17 protein-coding genes and 1 pseudogene are annotated in these 17,110 nt (G+C 69.0%); 16 read left to right on the plus strand and 2 right to left on the minus strand.

Annotation, left to right across the window (positions count from 1 at the left end):
- Positions 1–151 precede the first annotated feature (151 nt).
- Positions 152–1,087 (minus strand): aldo/keto reductase, encoded by a 936-nt coding sequence (locus tag H8R18_RS03775; RefSeq protein WP_191070791.1) that lies wholly within the window; start codon positions 1,085–1,087, stop codon positions 152–154.
- Positions 1,088–1,126: 39 nt separating this feature from the next.
- On the opposite strand from H8R18_RS03775, the gene H8R18_RS03780 reads away from it, so the two are divergent.
- Both H8R18_RS03780 and H8R18_RS03785 read left to right on the plus strand, forming a co-directional pair.
- Complete coding sequence (locus H8R18_RS03780; RefSeq protein WP_191070792.1) at positions 1,127–1,981, plus strand: undecaprenyl-diphosphate phosphatase; 855 nt, start codon at positions 1,127–1,129, stop codon at positions 1,979–1,981.
- 226 nt (positions 1,982–2,207) lie between these two features.
- On the plus strand, positions 2,208–2,621 hold the full coding sequence (locus H8R18_RS03785; protein ID WP_194189387.1) for an HAD family hydrolase: 414 nt from the start codon (positions 2,208–2,210) through the stop codon (positions 2,619–2,621).
- Here the strand turns inward: H8R18_RS03785 and H8R18_RS03790 are convergent.
- Positions 2,618–3,439 (minus strand): RecB family exonuclease, encoded by an 822-nt coding sequence (locus H8R18_RS03790; protein WP_191070794.1) that lies wholly within the window; start codon positions 3,437–3,439, stop codon positions 2,618–2,620. The genes H8R18_RS03785 and H8R18_RS03790 overlap by 4 nt on opposite strands.
- A 50-nt stretch (positions 3,440–3,489) precedes the next feature.
- On the opposite strand from H8R18_RS03790, the gene H8R18_RS03795 reads away from it, so the two are divergent.
- The 14 genes and pseudogenes from H8R18_RS03795 (at position 3,490) to lgt (ending at position 17,092) form a co-directional block, all read left to right on the plus strand.
- Positions 3,490–4,545 carry a tRNA (adenine-N1)-methyltransferase gene (locus H8R18_RS03795; RefSeq protein ID WP_191070795.1) on the plus strand — a complete coding sequence of 352 codons (1,056 nt, stop codon included), beginning with the start codon at positions 3,490–3,492 and terminating at the stop codon, positions 4,543–4,545.
- Between the two features lie 30 nt (positions 4,546–4,575).
- On the plus strand, positions 4,576–6,129 hold the full coding sequence (arc, locus tag H8R18_RS03800; protein ID WP_191070796.1) for a proteasome ATPase: 1,554 nt from the start codon (positions 4,576–4,578) through the stop codon (positions 6,127–6,129).
- Between the two features lie 24 nt (positions 6,130–6,153).
- Positions 6,154–7,731, plus strand: a pseudogene (dop, locus tag H8R18_RS09935) (depupylase/deamidase Dop).
- Positions 7,732–7,775: 44 nt separating this feature from the next.
- Entirely contained in the window at positions 7,776–7,955 is a 180-nt protein-coding gene (locus tag H8R18_RS03810; protein ID WP_191070798.1) for a ubiquitin-like protein Pup, read from the plus strand.
- Positions 7,952–9,154, plus strand: coding sequence for a proteasome accessory factor PafA2 family protein (locus H8R18_RS03815; RefSeq protein WP_338089210.1), 1,203 nt, complete (start codon positions 7,952–7,954; stop codon positions 9,152–9,154). Before H8R18_RS03810 ends, H8R18_RS03815 begins: the two co-directional genes overlap by 4 nt.
- Positions 9,151–9,309 (plus strand): hypothetical protein, encoded by a 159-nt coding sequence (locus H8R18_RS09735; RefSeq protein ID WP_338089211.1) that lies wholly within the window; start codon positions 9,151–9,153, stop codon positions 9,307–9,309. Before H8R18_RS03815 ends, H8R18_RS09735 begins: the two co-directional genes overlap by 4 nt.
- A 30-nt stretch (positions 9,310–9,339) precedes the next feature.
- Positions 9,340–10,608 carry an FKBP-type peptidyl-prolyl cis-trans isomerase gene (locus H8R18_RS03820; protein ID WP_191070800.1) on the plus strand — a complete coding sequence of 423 codons (1,269 nt, stop codon included), beginning with the start codon at positions 9,340–9,342 and terminating at the stop codon, positions 10,606–10,608.
- A gap of 2 nt (positions 10,609–10,610) precedes the next feature.
- On the plus strand, positions 10,611–11,378 hold the full coding sequence (gene hisF, locus H8R18_RS03825) for an imidazole glycerol phosphate synthase subunit HisF (RefSeq protein ID WP_191070801.1): 768 nt from the start codon (positions 10,611–10,613) through the stop codon (positions 11,376–11,378).
- A gap of 2 nt (positions 11,379–11,380) precedes the next feature.
- Positions 11,381–11,743, plus strand: coding sequence for a phosphoribosyl-AMP cyclohydrolase (gene hisI, locus H8R18_RS03830; protein WP_191070802.1), 363 nt, complete (start codon positions 11,381–11,383; stop codon positions 11,741–11,743).
- Positions 11,740–13,296: a chorismate-binding protein gene (locus H8R18_RS03835; protein ID WP_227712878.1), complete on the plus strand. Its 1,557-nt coding sequence runs from the start codon at positions 11,740–11,742 to the stop codon at positions 13,294–13,296. The genes hisI and H8R18_RS03835 overlap by 4 nt, the downstream gene beginning before the upstream one ends.
- Before the next feature lie 33 nt (positions 13,297–13,329).
- The gene (gene trpC / locus H8R18_RS03840; protein ID WP_191070803.1) at positions 13,330–14,181 is read left to right on the plus strand and encodes an indole-3-glycerol phosphate synthase TrpC; all 852 of its coding nucleotides are present in this window, start codon (positions 13,330–13,332) and stop codon (positions 14,179–14,181) included.
- Between the two features lie 21 nt (positions 14,182–14,202).
- Entirely contained in the window at positions 14,203–15,441 is a 1,239-nt protein-coding gene (gene trpB, locus H8R18_RS03845; RefSeq protein ID WP_191070804.1) for a tryptophan synthase subunit beta, read from the plus strand.
- Positions 15,438–16,235, plus strand: a complete 798-nt coding sequence (trpA, locus tag H8R18_RS03850) for a tryptophan synthase subunit alpha (protein ID WP_191070805.1) — start codon at positions 15,438–15,440, stop codon at positions 16,233–16,235. The genes trpB and trpA overlap by 4 nt, the downstream gene beginning before the upstream one ends.
- The gene (gene lgt / locus H8R18_RS03855) at positions 16,232–17,092 is read left to right on the plus strand and encodes a prolipoprotein diacylglyceryl transferase (protein WP_191070806.1); all 861 of its coding nucleotides are present in this window, start codon (positions 16,232–16,234) and stop codon (positions 17,090–17,092) included. The genes trpA and lgt overlap by 4 nt, the downstream gene beginning before the upstream one ends.
- Positions 17,093–17,110 lie beyond the last annotated feature (18 nt).

Here is a 17,110-nt window from a genome sequence, read left to right on the forward strand (position 1 = left end):
GCGTATGGGTCTCGCAGTAGCGCGGATCAGACGGGTCCACCCACGTATAGCCGTACTTACCCGTCTCGGTGGGTATGAGGGCCTGGTCCTTGTTGTACCAAGTGAGCTGGAGGCGTTGCGCGGTCATGCGGGGGAGCTTTCTGGGAGGGGGCTAGGAGACGTCGTCGAGGGCTTTGCGGATCTGGTGGGGCAGCGCGAAGTCGACGACCTCGAGCAGCTGGGCGAGCTGGCCGGGGGTACGCGGGCCCAGCAGCGTCGACGTGACGCCGGGCGCGTCCTTGACCCACGACAGGGCGACCTGGCCGGCCGACAGCCCAAAGCCCTCGCCGGCGCGAGCGACCGCCTCGATGGTGCCGGCGTAGCGCGCATCGAGGTAGGGCTCGACGAAACCGCGTAGGTGCGGGGTCGCCGCGCGCGAATCCGGGGGAGTATGCGAGCGATACTTCCCCGTCAGCACCCCGCGCGCCAGGGGCGACCACGCGAAGACGCCGCACCCGAAGTGCGCGCTGGCGTCGGTGAGCTCGCCCTCGAACGAGCGGTTGAGCAGGGAATATTCCGTCTCGATGACGGCCAGGTGCCCGCCGTGGCCCGGCAGCAGGCACGCGATCTCGGCCAGCGCCCACGCCGGATAGTTCGCGACCCCGACGTAACGAATCCGGCCCGAGCGCAGGGCCACCTCAAGGGCCGACAGCGTCTCGTCGATGGGGACCGAGGCGTCGAAGTGGTCGAGTAACCACAATTCCAGGTGATCCGTATGCAGGGCCTCCAGCGAGGCATCGAGGCTGTCGAGCAGGCAGGTGCGCGAGCAGTCAATGCGCGGACCATCGGCACCCTCGACCAGGCCCGCCTTCGAGGCGAGGACGACGTCGCCGCGAACGCCCAGCTGGTCGATGACGTCGCCGATCGTCTGCTCGGCCAACCCGTCGCCGTAGTGAGCGGCCGTGTCGATTAGGGTGCCGCCGGCGTCGAGGAAATCACTGAGCAGCTGGCGGGCATCCTCGCGGTCGGTGTCGCGCCCCCACGTGAGGGTGCCCAACCCCAATGCCGACACCCGCAGCCCGGTGTGACCAACTCGGCGTAATTCCATAGGCTCCACGCTATCGCGGCTTGAGTACTGTGTGTAGTCGTGAACTACGGCGAAGCACTGCTCCTCGGACTCATCCAGGGGCTCACCGAATTCTTGCCAATCTCGTCCTCCGCGCACCTGCGCATCGCCTCGGAATTCCTCGGTCGCGACGCCGGTGCCGCCTTCACGGCGATCATCCAAATCGGTACCGAGCTGGCCGTGCTCGTCTACTTCTTCTCCGACATCGTCCGCATCATCCGGTCGTGGGCGTTGTCGCTGCCGATTGCGCCGGCGCGCTCGCGTGTGCCGAGCAACGACCCGGACGCCCGCATGGGGTGGATGATTATCGTCGGCTCGCTGCCGATCGGCCTGCTGGGGCTGGCGCTGGAATCGTGGATCGACTCGAGTTTCCGCAACCTGTGGATCACCGTTGTCATGCTCATCGCCTTCGCTTTGCTGCTGGGGCTGGCCGATCGCTACGGCTCCAAGCGCAAATCGCTGGAGCAGCTGAGCTGGCGCGACGCCATCACCTTCGGATTCGCGCAGGCGCTCGCCCTCATCCCCGGCGTATCGCGCTCGGGAGGAACGATCATGGCGGGGCGCTTCATGGGCTATTCTCGCGTCGCCGCCGCCCGCTATTCCTTCCTGTTGGCCATGCCGGCGGTCTTCGCCTCGGGCCTGTACAAGGCGGTGAAAGCACTCGCCGAGGGCAACGACGCCGGGTGGGGGCCGACGCTCGTCGCGACGGTGGTCTCGTTCGTCGTCGGCTACGCCGTCATCGTGTGGTTCCTCCGCCTGGTGGAAACCAAGACGTTCACGCCGTTCGTCATTTACCGCATCGTGCTGGCGTTCGTCGTCGCCGGCTGCCTGCTCGCCGGGGTCATCCCGGCGCTGTCGAGCGTGGGGTCGCTGTGAGCATCCGCGCCGTGCTGTTCGATATGGACGGCACTCTCATCGATTCCGAACCGCGCTGGCAGGCCAGCGAGGCTGCGATCATGGAATCGTGGGGCGGCGAAGCATGGACGCCCGAACTCGGGCGCTCGTGCACGGGGCAACCCCTGCGCGTGACGGCTCGGAACATGCTCGACCACGCCGGACGCAGCGGTGACGAGGGGCCGTCGTCGACGAGCTGCTGCACGCGATGGCCACGTCCTACAGACGGGACGGCGTGCCGTGGATGCCCGGGCGCTGCGTTGCTCGCCGGCCTACGTCAGGCCCAGATCGCGACGGGGCTCATCAGTCCTCCTACCGGATCCTGCTCGCCCCCGTCATCGACTCGGCGGGCCCGGACGTGTTCGACGTGTCGATCGCCGGTGACGAGGTCGAGCGCGCGAAACCCCACCCCGATCCGTACCTGTGCGCGGCCTCGCGCCTCGGGCTCGACATCACCGAGTGTGTCGTCGTCGAGGACTCGGCCAGCGGCATGGCGGCCCGCAGGGGGGCGGGTGCCCGCGTCGTCGGCCTGTCTGGGCCGCTGGGGCACGCGTGGCCCGAGGCCGACATGACGGTGCGCGAGGTCGGCGACCTCACCGTGGAGGCGCTGCGCAGCTGCTAGTCGTGCATCGACAGCAGCCGGGTGATGCCGTCTTCGGGAATCTCGGGCGGGGTGCCGCCGAAGAGCGGGCACAGATGACGCACATCGCACCAGTCGCACAGCTTTGAGCGCCGGGGCGGGAAATTGCCCGAGGTGGCGGCGGCCGAGATATCGCCCCACAGGTCGACGAGCTCCTCCTCGGTCGCTTCCAGCTCGGCCGCCGAGGGGTCGTGCGTGTACGTCTTCGCCGACTTGAGGAACAGCAGCTGTAGTCGTGCCGGTGCGACGTCGTGCATGACCCGCCACGCGAGGGCGTAAAAGCGCAACTGGAACAGGTAGGGACCGAGCCACGCCAGCGCCGGCGCTTTGCCCGTCTTGTAGTCGACGATGCGGACCTGGCCGGAGGGGGCGACGTCGATGCGGTCGAGGAAGCCGTGAATGTGCAGGCCGTCGCCGACGGTGGCCCGCACGTAGTGTTCGCGGTAGGTCGGGGCTAGGCGGCTGGGATTCTCCAGGGAAAAATAGTTGTCGACGAGTCCGGCGGCCTCGGCGAGGAAGGCCTCGCGGGTCAGCCCGTCGGTGAACAAGACGTCTTCGAGGTCGGGATTCTTCTCGACCATCGCCGCCCAGGCCGGCGCGAGCATGTCGCGAGCGTGCTCGGACGTGCGCTCGTTCTCGGGCAGGTCGAAGAGGTCTTCGAGCACCTGGTGGACGAGCGTGCCGCGTTCGCGCGCGGGCGCCGGGGGAGAGGGAATCCGGTCGACGACGGTGAGGCGGAACTGGAGGGGACATTTGCGAAAATCGTTGGCGCGTGAGGGCGATAGCGCGGGCAAGCTCATGACGTCACCCTAAACCGCTTGGCCGCTCCGGGGCACCGTAGACTGGGCGAATGACCGATTCCATTGCCACCCCGGGACCGGCCAGTCGGCGGGGCCCCCTGCGCGAAGGTGAACGCGTCCAGCTGACCTCGGCGGGTGGGCGCCCCTACACGGTGACGTTGCGGCGCGACGGATGGCTGAACGCCAACAAGACGACCCTGCGACTCGAACCGCTGATCGGTGCGCCCGAAGGCAGCGTCGTCACCTCGCGTGAGGGACGCGAATTCGTCGCGATGCGCCCGCGCCTACAGGACTACATCCTGCAAATGCCGCGCGGTGCGACGATCATCTATCCCAAAGACACGGCCCAGATCGTTCAGCTGGCCGATCTGTATCCCGGCGCGCGCGTTCTCGAGGCGGGCGCCGGGTCGGGGGCGCTGTCGCTGACGGTGCTCAGTGCGATCGGGCAGACGGGCAAGCTGACGAGCATCGAGATTCGCGACGACTTCGCCGACATCGCCCAGGCCAACGTCGAGCTGTGGTTCGGCGGGATGCCGTCGACGTGGGACCTGCGCCGCGGCGACATGAGCGAGGTGCTGGACGGCGGCGAGGACCGCTTCGACCGCTGCGTCCTCGACATGCTGGCCCCGTGGGAACACCTCGACGCCCTCACGCGCGTGCTCGACCCCGGCGGCGTCCTCGTGTGTTACGTCGCCACCGTCACCCAGATGTCGCGCCTGACCGAGGACATTCGCGCGACCCAGCGCTTCACCGAGCCGGAGGTGTGGGAGACGACGCAGCGCGGCTGGCACGTCGAGGGACTGGCGGTGCGCCCCGAACACCGAATGATCGCCCACACGGGGTTCCTTCTCATGACGCGCCTGCTCGCGCCCGGTTGCACGCCGCCGCGCCCCAAGCGGCGTCCGGCCAAGGCAGCCGAGGGGATGGGCGGGCAGTGGGATGACGCGACCGGGTGGGATCCGGCGGACGCCGGGCAGCGTCCCATCTCGGCAAAGAAGCTGCGTCGTGTCCGTCGCGACGCCCAGGCTCGCGTCGCCGAGTGGGTACACGAGGGGCCGGAGGACCCGCAGGCGGACGCGATGGCGCGCGAGGAGGCGCCTTCCTAGACTGAATACATCGATCAGGAGGCTGCCCCGGTGAATCCACACTCGTCCGACACCCAGACCTTTCGGGAGTTCTCGCGTGAGGATGAGCGACGGCGTCTGGCCAGTGTGGAAGAGAAAAACCGCCGCCTGGGCGAGGCCCTGGCGAAGGCACGCCAGCAACTCCTCGACATGCAGGCGCTCGTCGATACCTGCGCGAAGCCGCCGGTCAGCCTCGTTCCTCTGCTTGCGCTCGACGCCGAGGCCGGAGAGGCCGAGGTGTGGTCGGGTGGCAAGCGGATGCGGGTCGCACTCGCGCCCGGCAGCGAGGGACTACGCGTCGGCGATCTCGTGCGGCTCGGCGACGAGATGGTGGCCGCGGGGCCGGGCGTGCCCCTGGACACCGGCGAGATTGTCACCGTGCGCGAGGTGCTCGCCGATGGGCGCGTTCTCGTCCAATCGGGCCACATCAGCGCGCTCGTGCTGCGCCTGGCAGAGGGGCTGCGCGACGTCGTTCGCCCCGGCGACTCCCTCATCGCCGTCACGGCAGCCGGTATCGCCGTCGAGCGGGTCGTGCGCGAGGACGTCGAGCAGCTGCTGACTCCCGAGATTCCGCACGTGTCCTACAGCGACATCGGCGGGCTGCGCGAGCAGATCGACCTCGTGCGCGACACCGTGGAACTGCCGTTTTCCCACCCCGAGCTCTATCGCTCCTACGGACTCGAGCCCTCCCGCGGCATCCTGCTGTACGGCCCGCCCGGGTGCGGCAAGACCCTCATCGCCAAGGCCATCGCGACGTCGTTGGGTGGGGAGGCCGGCGCTTATTTCCTGTCCGTCAAGGGGCCCGAGCTGCTGTCGAAATTCGTCGGCGAGACCGAGCGCCAGATCCGGCAGATCTTCGCCCGTGCCCGCGAACTCGCCGGCGCCAACCACCCCGTCGTCATCTTCTTCGACGAGATGGAGGCCCTGTTCCGCACCCGCGGCTCGGGCATCTCCTCCGACGTCGAGACGATGGTCGTGCCCCAGCTGCTCGCCGAGATGGACGGCGTGGATGGGCTCGACAACGTCATCATCATCGGCGCATCCAACCGCGAGGACATGATCGATCCCGCGGTTTTGCGCGCCGGACGGCTGGACGTGCGGATCCGCTTGGAGCGTCCCGACCGCGAGGCCGGCGCCGAGATCGTCGCGATCCACGTCGGTCGCGACGTCCCGCTCGATCCCGCCCTGGTCGTGCGGTATGGAGGGCAGGACGGTGCCCGCGATCACCTGGTCGACCTCATCACGTCGGCCGTGTGGAGTCGCGATGAGGAGCGGCGCGTATTCGACGTCACCTACTCCTCCGGGGCCAGCGGCGTCATCTACCTGCGCGACATCGTCTCGGGTGCCATGCTGGCCGGCATCGTCGAGCGGGCGAAGAAACTCGCCATCAAAGACGCCCTGGGCGGCGTGGGTGCCGGAATGGGGGAGCAGCATTGCCGCGCCGCGGTCGCGGCCGAGATCGACGAGATGACGAAGCTGGCCGCGGCTGCCGACCCCACGCAGTGGAGTCGGAATTTGGGATACCGGGGCGATACGGTGGCAGCGGTACGCCCGGCGCAGAAGTAACACCTTTCGACGAGAGGAAGCTCCATGACGATCGCTCGCCCGATCGGGACCGAAACGGAATTCGGGGTGCTGTCCCCGTCGACGCCGGGGGCACACGCGATGGTCCTGTCCTCACACGTCGTCTCGGCCTATTACCGGCTCTCGCGCGGAGGCGGCGAGTCCGGGCCGGTGCGGTGGGACTTCGCGGGCGAGGACCCGCTGGCCGACATGCGCGGTTTCCACCTTCAGCGCGCCAGCGCCGACCCGTCGATGCTCACCGACGACCCCGACCGCCCGGCGCCCTCGGGCCCGACATCGAGCGCGGCCGGGATCGAGCACGCCCCGCGCTCGCTCACGCGCCAACCACAGGCGGCCTCGTGCGTGTTGGCGAACGGGGCGCGTTACTACGTCGACCACGCGCATCCCGAATACTCCTCGCCCGAGACGGCTTCGCCGCGTGAGGCTGTTCTCTACGACCGTGCCGGTGACCTGGTGGCGCGGCGCTCGATGGAGGAGCTGGCCCGCGGCGGCGACGACATCGTCCTGTACAAGAACAACGTCGACGGTAAGGGAGCCTCCTACGGCGCGCACGAGAACTACCTCGTTCGCCGCGACGTCCGACTTCGCGGCGCTGAGCGAGGCTCTCATTCCCTTCCTCGTCACCCGGCCGGTCATCTGTGGTGCCGGTCGCGTCGGCATCGGGCAGAGGTCTGAAACGCCGGGATTCCAAATCTCCCAGCGCGCCGACTACGTCGAGAACACCGTCGGGCTCGAGACGACATTCAATCGCCCGCTCGTCAACACGCGCGACGAGCCCCACGCACAGGCGCGGCGCTGGCGGCGACTCCACCTCATCACGGGCGATGCCAACCAATTCGATGTGTCGACCTATCTGCGCCTGGCCTCGACGTCGGCGCTGTTGTGGTTTGCCGAGAACGGCGACCTGAGCCAGCTCGCGGATATCCGCATCGCCGGGGACCCCGTGGCCGAGGCGTGGAACGTGTCGCACGATCCGACGCTGAGCTACGAGATTGCCACCGTCGGGGCGGGCAACCTGCGCGCGGTCGACATCCAGCGTCGCTACGCCGACGTCGTCACCGCGGCGATGGAGGCGGCCGGTGCCGTTGACGACGAGACGCGAGATTTTTGTGACCGCTGGATCTCGATCCTCGACGTCTTGGCGATGCGGCCGATGGACGCGGCGGCCAGATCGAGTGGATCGCCAAGTATCAGCTGCTCGACGCGATGCGCCAGCGCGTCGGCTCGGGGTGGGAACATCCGAAGTTGGCGGCGATGGACCTCCAGTGGGCCGACCTGCGCCCGCAGACCTCGCTCGTCGCCAGCCTCGAGGCCGCCGGACGCGTCGAGCGGCTCGTCGACTCCTACGAGGTCGAGCAGGCGTTGAGTGAGCCGCCGAGGACGACCCGGGCGTGGCTGCGTGGTCGCGCCGTCGCGTGCCTCGACGAGTTGCAGCGGGCGTCGTGGTCGTCGCTCCTGTTCGATTTCGGCGGCGACGACCTCATTCGCGTGCCGCTGCCCGATCCGGACGTCGAGCCGACGCCGGCGCAGCGGGCGGTCCTGGAGGCCGCAGATGCCCGGGCCCTCGTTGACTCACTGGGGTAGGCGAGCACATTAGACTGGGCACGGCAGAAGAGTCGGGAGGCACAATGAGTCAGGAACAGATCAGCGCCGGTGGCGCTCCGGCGGGGGACGAGGACACCGGGAGCGCCGGCGGCCAGGCGATGGTGACGCCGGGAATCGACGCCCTGCTCGACCAGATCGACGAGGTCCTCGCCTCGGACGCCCAGGCGTTTGTCCAGGGCTTTGTCCAAAAGGGTGGCCAGTGACCCGTCGCATCTGGGGGATCGAGACCGAATACGGGATCACGTGCGCCGCGAGTGACCCGGCGGCGTCCCCGCTCGATGCCGAACACGCGGCTCGCGAGCTGTTCCGTCTCCTCGTCGAGCGCGAGCGGACGACGAACGTCTTTCTTCCCAACGGTGGGCGGCTCTATCTCGACGTTGGCGCCCATCCCGAATACGCGACGGCCGAATGCGACATGCTCGCCGACCTGCTGGCCCACGACGCGGCGGGGCAGCACATGCTCGCCGACCTCGCGACGCAGGCCAACGAGCGGCTGGCGCGCGAGGGTGTCTCCGGTGTCATCCACCTGCTGAAGAACAACGTCGATTCGGCGGGAAACTCGTGCGGGTGTCACGAAAACTACCTGTTGCGCCGCGATAGCCGCTTCCGCGACATGGCCGATGCCCTCGTCTCCTTCTTCGTCGCCCGCCAGCCGCTGGTCGGTGCGGGGTGGGTGCGCCCCGACGGCAGCTACGCGCTGTCTCAACGCGCCGACCACATGGACGACGCCGTTTCGGCCGCAACGACGACGACGCGCCCCATCATCAACACGCGCGACGAACCGCTCGCGCACGCGCGCGACTTCCGCCGCCTCCACGTCATCGTCGGCGACTCGAACGTCGCCGAAGGATCGACGCTGCTCAAGGTCGGGATGACGCACCTGCTGCTCAATGCGTTGGAGGCCGGGGCCGACATCACGGGCCTGACGTTTGCCGATCCGCTGGCGACCCTGCGGGCTAGTTCGGCCGACCTCGACGGTACCGGCCGCTACGAGCTGCGCGACGGGCGGCGCTTAAGCATCGTCGAGTACCTGGGCGAGATCGCCGAGCGCGTCAGCGCCTACCCCGCGACGAGCGACCCGCTGGAATCCGCCGTGTGGGACCTGTGGCGACGGGGAATGACCGCGCTGGCCAGCGGTGACTGGAGCGGGATCGACACCGAGCTGGACTTCGCGATTAAACACCGCTTGCTGGCGCAGGTGCGCGAACGCGCGGGCGCTGACGTGGCACCGGCCATGCTCATCCGGATGGAACTGGCCTACCACGACATCACGTCGGCCGGGCTGGGCGAGGCCCTCGCCGCGGCCGGGCGACTGCGCCGGTTCACCTCGCCCGAGCAGCGCCGGCGCGCGCTCACGCCCCCCGCCGCTCCCCGGCCCCCGCGCACCTGCGCGGCAGCGTGATCACGGCGGCCAAGCGCGCCCGCCGCTCGGTCACGTGCGACTGGCTGCACGTGCGCCTCAACGATTCGCGATTGCCGACCGTGACGCTCGGCGATCCGTTGGCGACGAGTGACGAGGGGATCGCTGAGATCCTCGCCGACATCGAGCAGGAGTAGGAGATGGCACCGCATCGGGAAAGAAACCGCGTGCCCTTAACCGAGCACGAGCGCGAGCAGTGGATTTACGAAGACATGCTCGAGTCCATCCGTCGCGGCGACACCTACACGCCTCGCGACATGCCCGACGAGCTGCCGGACTTCACGATGCCGACCTACGTGCGCCCCGAGGCGATGATCCACGCCGACCCCGCCCCGGCTGATCCCGACGACGCCGATGCGGCGCCGGAGGGGGAGCCTGTGAACAGCGACGAGGCTGTGGAGCATGAGCAGGTCGACGCCGCCGAGTCCGACCCGCCCGCGGAGGCGATCCCGGCACCGAGGACACGTCGCGATCACCGTCACCGCGGGGCTGAGGCAGCCTCGCGTCCCTCGCGCCGCGGGCAGCGCCGGGTCAAGAAGCCGACGCTGGGTCGTAGGATCATGCGGTTGTGGCCCGTTGGCCTGGCTATTGTTGTCGTCGCCGCGATCGCGACGATGGCGACGGTGTTCTACCACCACTACCAGCTCACTCACCCCTCGGGAGTGTCGGAGTCCCTGGAGATTTCCGGCGACACGGACTCGGTTCCCGTCGTCTCGCTCAACGCCGCGCTGCCGCTGACTTTTGCCAAGTCTCAGGTGGTCACCGAGGGCAAGGGGCCGCAGCTGAGCGAGGGTTCGCCCGTTTTGCTGCGCCTGACCGTCTTCGACGGGACGACCGGCGAGCTCGTGTCGTCGGGGGACATGCCGCACTACATCGCCGGTCGCGTCAACTCCGAGACGCTCATGCCCGAGCTGAAGACGGCGGTCATGAACCAGCGAGTCGGTTCCCGCCTGGCATTGCGGCGACCGGTTTCGCGTGACGGCGAGCAGGCGATGGAGATCGACGTCATCGACGTGTTGTCGACCGAGCCGACGGGCGAGGTCATGCCCGCCGATCCCGGCGCGCCGGTGAGCATCGGCGATTCCTCGGGCGTGCCCCAGCTCGCGAGCCTCGCCGAGGAGCCGCCTAACGCGGCCTACCTCAAGGTCCTGCGCGCCGGTGAGGGCGCACAGGTGAGCAACGGCCAATCGGTGATCGCCAATTTCGCCGTGTGGCGTTGGCACGACAAGTCTCAGACCTCGAACACGTGGGAGGGCAAAGGCCCCCAGGTGATCGACTTGGCCGGGGCGATGACGGGGTTGCGCGAGCAGTTGTACGACCAGCGCGTCGGCTCGCGCGTCCTCATCGTGTTGCCGCCCGAGCAGGCCAAGGGCGACGACACCCTCATCGTCGTCGCCGACATCCTCGCCGTCATCGACACGACATCTCAGGAGTAGCCGTGGTAGCCATTCGCGTCATCCCCTGCCTCGACGTCAGCGACGGTCGCGTCGTTAAGGGCGTCAATTTCACCAACCTGCGCGACGCCGGCGATCCGGTGGAGCTTGCCCGCGCCTACGACGACCAGGGCGCCGACGAGATCACGTTCCTCGACATCTCGGCGTCCGTGCGCGGCCACGAGGCCATGGAAGACGTCATCGCCTCCACCGCCGGGGAGGTCTTCGTCCCCCTCACCGTCGGCGGCGGGGTGCGCAGCGTCGGCGACGTCGAATCCCGCCTGCGCGCCGGCGCCGACAAGGTGGGGATCAACACGGCGGCGATTGCCGAGCCAGGTCTCATCACCCAGATCGCCGAGCGCTTCGGCAACCAGGTCATCGTCCTCTCGGTCGACGCCCGGCGCTGCCCCGAGGGCGTGACGACGCGCTCGGGTTACGAGGTGACGACACACGGGGGAACCCGCTCGACGGGGATCGACGCGCTAGAGTGGGCGCGCCAGGGCGTCGAACGCGGCGCCGGTGAGATCCTGCTGAACTCGATGGATGCCGACGGGGTGCGCGACGGTTTCGACCTCGCCATGCTGGCCGACGTCCGCGCCGTTGTCGACGTGCCCCTCATCGCCTCGGGCGGGGCCGGGCGTCCTGAGCACTTCGTCGAGGCCGTGCGCGAGGGAGCGGATGCCGTGCTGGCGGCGAGCGTCTTTCACTTTGGTCAGCTCAGCATCGGTGACGTCAAGGCCGCCCTGGCCGCGGCCGGTTTCCCCGTGAGGTAGATATGGAACGCCTGGACCCGGCTATTGCCGATCGACTGAAGAGGGGCCCCGACGGCCTGGTCGCCGCCATCGTCCAAGACGACGAGACCGAGCGCGTCCTCATGCTCGCGTGGATGGATGACGAGGCGCTGCGGCGCACCCTCAGCGAGGGACGCGTCACGTACTGGTCGCGCTCGCGCGGGGAATACTGGCGCAAAGGCGACACGTCGGGGCACGCCCAGTACGTCCGCTCCGTCGCCATCGACTGCGACGGCGACGCCCTGCTCGTGCGCGTCCACCAGGTTGGCGCGGCCTGTCACGAGGGCACCCGCAGTTGCTTTGATGCCGGCGGCCAGCTGCCGGCCCACCGAGGGGAGGAACCGTGAGCGAAACCGTGATTGTCGAGTGGGGACAGACGTGGCCCACGCTCGAGGAGTTCTGCGAGCGCGGCGCGTCCTCACGCGTCGTCCCCGTCGTGCGTCGCCTCCTCGGCGACGAGGCCAGCGCCGTCGGCATCTATCGCCGGGTGGCGCGCGGCGAGGCGGGCACGTTCCTGCTGGAATCCGCCGAGCACGACGGCACGTGGAATCGCTGGTCCTTCGTTGGGGCGCACTCGGCGGCGTGCCTGTTCGCCCGCGACGGGCAGGCCTGGTGGGAAGGTGAGGTTCCCGCCGGCATCCCGACCTCGGGCGGTCTCTTCGACGTCATCCGCGCGACCCTCGACATCCTCGCCACCCCCGCGATCGACGGGCTGCCACCGCTGACGTCCGGGCTGATCGGCGCGCTGGGTTGGGACACGGTCGCCCAGTGGGAACCCCAGCTGGCGGCGACCGCCCCGCGCGAGGTCGACACGCCCGACGTCGCCCTGGCGCTGGCCTCCGACGTCATTGCCGTCGACCACGTCGACGGCTCGGTGTGGCTCATCGCCAATGCCATCAACGGCAACGGTCTGGCCGAAGGTATTGAAGACGCCTACGCCGACGCCGTGGCGCGCCTGGACGCGATGGAGGAGCGGCTCGGGGCGCCCATGGCCCTGGACGTGTCGCCGGGGGCGTCCTCGGGGCCGCTGCCGCCGATCAACCAGCGCGTGAGCCGCGAGGACTTTTGTGCCGTCGTCGAGGCGTGCAAGGAACACGTGCGCGCCGGTGACGTGTTCCAAGTCGTCCCGTCGCAGCGCCTGGACGTCGCTTGCGCGGCCTCCGCCCTTGACGTCTATCGGGCCCTGCGGACCATCAATCCCTCGCCCTACATGTACCTGCTGGCTATGCGCGAGGGAGAACACGACTTTGCCGTCGTCGGGGCGAGCCCCGAGACCCTCATGCGAGTGCGCGGCGGTGAACTGACGACGTTCCCCATTGCCGGCTCGCGCCCGCGCAGCGGGCACCCCGACGTCGACCGCGCCCGCGCCCGCGACCTGCTGGCCGACGAGAAGGAACGCTCCGAGCACCTCATGCTCGTTGACCTCGCACGTAACGACTTGTCCAAGGTGTGCGAGCCGGAATCGGTGAGCGTGTCGGGCTTCATGGAGATTCTCTCCTTCAGCCACATCATGCACATCACGTCGACGGTATCGGGCCGGGTGCGTCCCGACGTCGACGCCATCGACTGCCTGGCGGCGACGTTCCCGGCGGGCACGCTGTCCGGCGCGCCCAAGCCGAAGGCGATCGAGCTCATCAACCGTTACGAACCCGCCCGGCGCGGCCTGTACGGGGGAGTGGTCGGGCACATCACCTTCAGCGGCGAGGCCGACCTCGCCATCGCCATTCGCACGGCAGTCCTCGCCGACTCCCGCGCGTGGGTGCAGGCCGGCGCCGGGATCGTCGCGGATTCGGATCCGCGCACGGAATACGAGGAGACGATGACGAAGGCGTCGGCGTCCCTGCGGGCGGCCCAGGTCGCCCACTCGTGGCGTGTGGACGCCGACGAGGCGAGCGCGTGAGCTGGACTACGATGAGGACCGAAGGAGGCGACGATGACGATTCTCAGTGACCTCGTTGACGGTGCGCTCGCCGATATGGCGCGGCGCCAAGAACAGGTGAGCCTGGACGATCTCAAAGAGCGTGCTCGCCGCCAACCCTCCGCGCGCGACGCCGTGGCGGCTCTGCGCGCGGCCGGCCCCGTCGCCGTCATCTCCGAAATCAAGCGGGCCTCGCCGTCGAAGGGACACCTGGCCGACATCGCCTCGCCCGCGCAGCTTGCGAGTGCCTACGAGGCCGGGGGAGCCGCGTGCATCTCGGTCCTCACGGAGGAACGCCAGTTCCACGGATCGCTGGCCGACCTCGACGAGGTGCGGGCGGCGACGTCGCTGCCGATCCTGCGCAAGGACTTCATCGTTCACCCCTACCAGGTTCACGAGGCGCGCGCCCACGGTGCCGACCTCGTCCTCCTCATCGTCGCCGCGCTGGAGCAGACGGTGCTGACCTCGCTCGTCGAACGCGTCCATTCGCTGGGAATGACGGCTCTCGTCGAGGCCCACTCGCGCCTGGAAGCCCTGCGTGCGCTCGACGCCGGCGCCCGCGTTGTCGGCGTCAACGCCCGCGACCTCACGACGTTCACCGTCGACCGCGCGAATTTCGCCCAAATCGTCGACGTCATTCCCGAGGGCGTCGTCGCCGTGGCCGAGTCGGGTGTGCGCAGCGCCCAGGACGTTCTCGCCTACGCCCAGGACGGGGCGGACGCCGTCCTCATCGGCGAGGCCCTCGTGCGCGACGGCAACCCGCGCGACGCCGTTGCCCAGATGGTTGCCGCCGGCGCCCATCCCACGCTCGCCTCCTCGCGCAAGGTGCGCGTGCGCTCGGCGCGCGATCACCACCACTCCCGCTAGGCCGAGCCAGAAAGGATCTCGATGGCTACGACATCTCGCTACTTCGGCCCCTACGGGGGCCGTTATGTTGCTGAGCCGCTCATGGGTGCGCTCGACGAAGTCGACGAGGCGTGGACGCGGCTGCGTGACGATGCCGAGTTTTCCGCGAAGCTGCGCGACCTGTTGGTCTCCTACGCCGGGCGGCCCTCACTGCTGACCGAGGCCCCGACGTTCGGCGCGGCCTGCGGCGTCCGCGTGTTCTTGAAGCGCGAGGACCTCAACCACACGGGATCGCACAAGATCAACAACGTCCTGGCACAAGCCCTGTTGACGAAGGCTCTCGGCAAGACGCGCGTCATCGCCGAGACCGGTGCCGGCCAACACGGCGTCGCCACCGCGACGGCGGCGGCTCTGCTCGACCTCGAGTGCACGATCTACATGGGCGAGGTCGACACTCAACGCCAGGCCCTCAATGTCGCCCGGATGCAGATGCTCGGCGCCGAGGTCATTGCCGTTCGCGAGGGGTCGCGCACGCTCAAGGACGCGATCAATGAGACCTTCCGCGACTGGGTGTCGAACGTCGAGACGACGAACTACATCTTCGGCACCGCCGCGGGTCCAGATCCCTACCCGCGCATCGTCCGCGACGCCCAGCGGATTATCGGCGACGAGGCGCGCGAGCAGATCCTCGCCGCCACCGGGCGCCTGCCCGACGTCGTCACCGCGTGCGTTGGCGGCGGCTCCAACGCGATCGGCGCGTTCACGGCGTTCATCGATGACGAGGACGTCGAGCTGCTCGGCTGCGAAGCCGGCGGCGATGGCGTCGAGACCGGGCGCCACGCGGCCTCGATCAGCGCGGGACGCCCGGGCGTTCTCCACGGTGCGCGCACGTTGCTGCTGGCCGACGACGACGGCCAGACCATTGAGTCGCATTCCATCTCGGCCGGCCTCGACTACCCGGGTTCGGGACCCGAACACGTCTACCTCTCGAGCATCGGGCGCGCCCGTTACATCGGCGTGAGTGACACCGAGGCGATGGAGGCGATGCGCGAGCTGTCGCAGACCGAGGGAATCATCCCGGCCATCGAATCGGCGCACGCGCTGGCCGGCCTCAAGCGGTGGGCGCGCGAGCGCGAGGGCGCGGACGAGACCCCGCTCGCCATCGTGTGCCTGTCCGGGCGCGGGGACAAAGACATGTCGACGGCCGCCGAGTGGTTCGACCTGGGCGAGGCCATCCCGTCGACGGGAACGGGGACGCGGCCGCAGAAGGAGACGAAATGACCAGCGCCACCACAGCGATTCGCCAACGCGTTGACGCCGGGGGAGCGGGCCTCATCGGGTATCTGCCCGTCGGCTACCCGACGCTGGATCGATCCATCGAGGCGGCGTGCCGCCTCGTCGACGCCGGCTTTGACGTCATCGAGTTCGGCCAGCCGTATTCGGATCCGTCGATGGACGGCCCGGCGATCCAGAAGGCCTCGGTTCGCGCCCTTGAGCAGGGCCTGCGCACGGACGACGTGTTTACGGCGGTCGAGGCGGTCTCGCGCCACGGCGGCACCGTCATGACGATGACGTATTACAACCTCATGTTCACCCGCGGCGTCGACACCTACGCCCGCGATCTCGCTGCCGCCGGCGGCGTTGGCGTCGTCACGCCCGACCTGCCGCCCGAAGAGGGCGGCGAGTGGGAGGCCGCCGCCGACGCGCACAACCTCGAACGCACCTACCTCGTTGCCCCGTCCTCGTCGGATCAACGCATCGCGATGATCTGCGAGCACACGCGCGGGTGGGTGTACGCGGCCTCGACGATGGGCGTGACCGGTGCTCGCTCCGACGTCGATGTGGCCGCGCGCGGCCTCGTCGAGCGCACCCGCCGCGGCGGCGCCGACACGGTGTGCGTCGGCTTCGGCGTCTCGCGGGGCGAGCAGGCCGCGTCGATCGCCACCTACGCCGACGGCGTCATCGTCGGGTCGGCGCTGCTGCAGTGCCTCGACGGCGACTGGAACGAGGCCACCGCCCGCCTCGACGCCCTCGCCCGTGACCTGCGCGAGGCCACGCTAAAGGTCGAGCGGTGAGGCCTGGCGCGATCCCTTCCCCGGGCTTCTCGACGTTCTCGCTGGGGCCGCTGACGATCCACATGTACGGCATCGTTATCCTTCTCGGTGTCATCGTCGCGGTCGTCATCGCCCATCGCCGCTACCGCGACCGCGGAGGCGATCCCAATCTCGTCCTCGACGCGGCCATCGTCGCCGTGCCGGCGGGCATCATTGGGGGGCGCATCTACCACGTCGTGACGTCGTATGAGAACTACATCGGCCCGGGACGCCATCTTGGCGACGCCCTCAAAATCTGGAATGGCGGGCTGGGGATCTGGGGAGCCGTCGCGCTCGGCGCCCTCGGCGCCTACCTGGTCGTTCGCCGCAAAGCCCGCTTCGGCCCCTTCGCCGACGCGCTGGCGCCGGGACTGGCATGTGCCCAGGCCATCGGGCGTCTCGGTAACTGGTTCAATCAGGAGCTCTTCGGCGCCCCGACCGAGCTGGCGTGGGGGCTGCGAGTCGATCCCGCGCACCTGCCCGCCGGCTACGCACCGGGCACGCTGTTTCATCCGACGTTCCTCTATGAACTGCTGTGGAACCTCGCCCTCGCGGCCGTCCTCATTGGGCTCGAACGCCGTCGCCGCCTCGCATCGGGACAGGTGTGGTGGCTTTACGTCGCCGGCTACTGCCTGGGGCGCGTGTGGATCGAGGCGTTGCGCATCGACACGGCTAACCACATCCTCGGGTTGCGCCTGAATATGTGGACGTGCCTCATCATCTTCGCCCTGGCTGCGGTTGCCGCATCTCGGGCCGGGCGAGCCAATCATCCGGCCCGCATCGGCGCGGACGAACGTGCGGGCGAGCAACGTGAGCAGGGACAAACGGCCCAGAACTGACCTTGGCCGCGCAACCCG

This window comes from Nanchangia anserum, assembly GCF_015240065.1.
GTDB lineage: Bacteria > Actinomycetota > Actinomycetes > Actinomycetales > Actinomycetaceae > Nanchangia > Nanchangia anserum.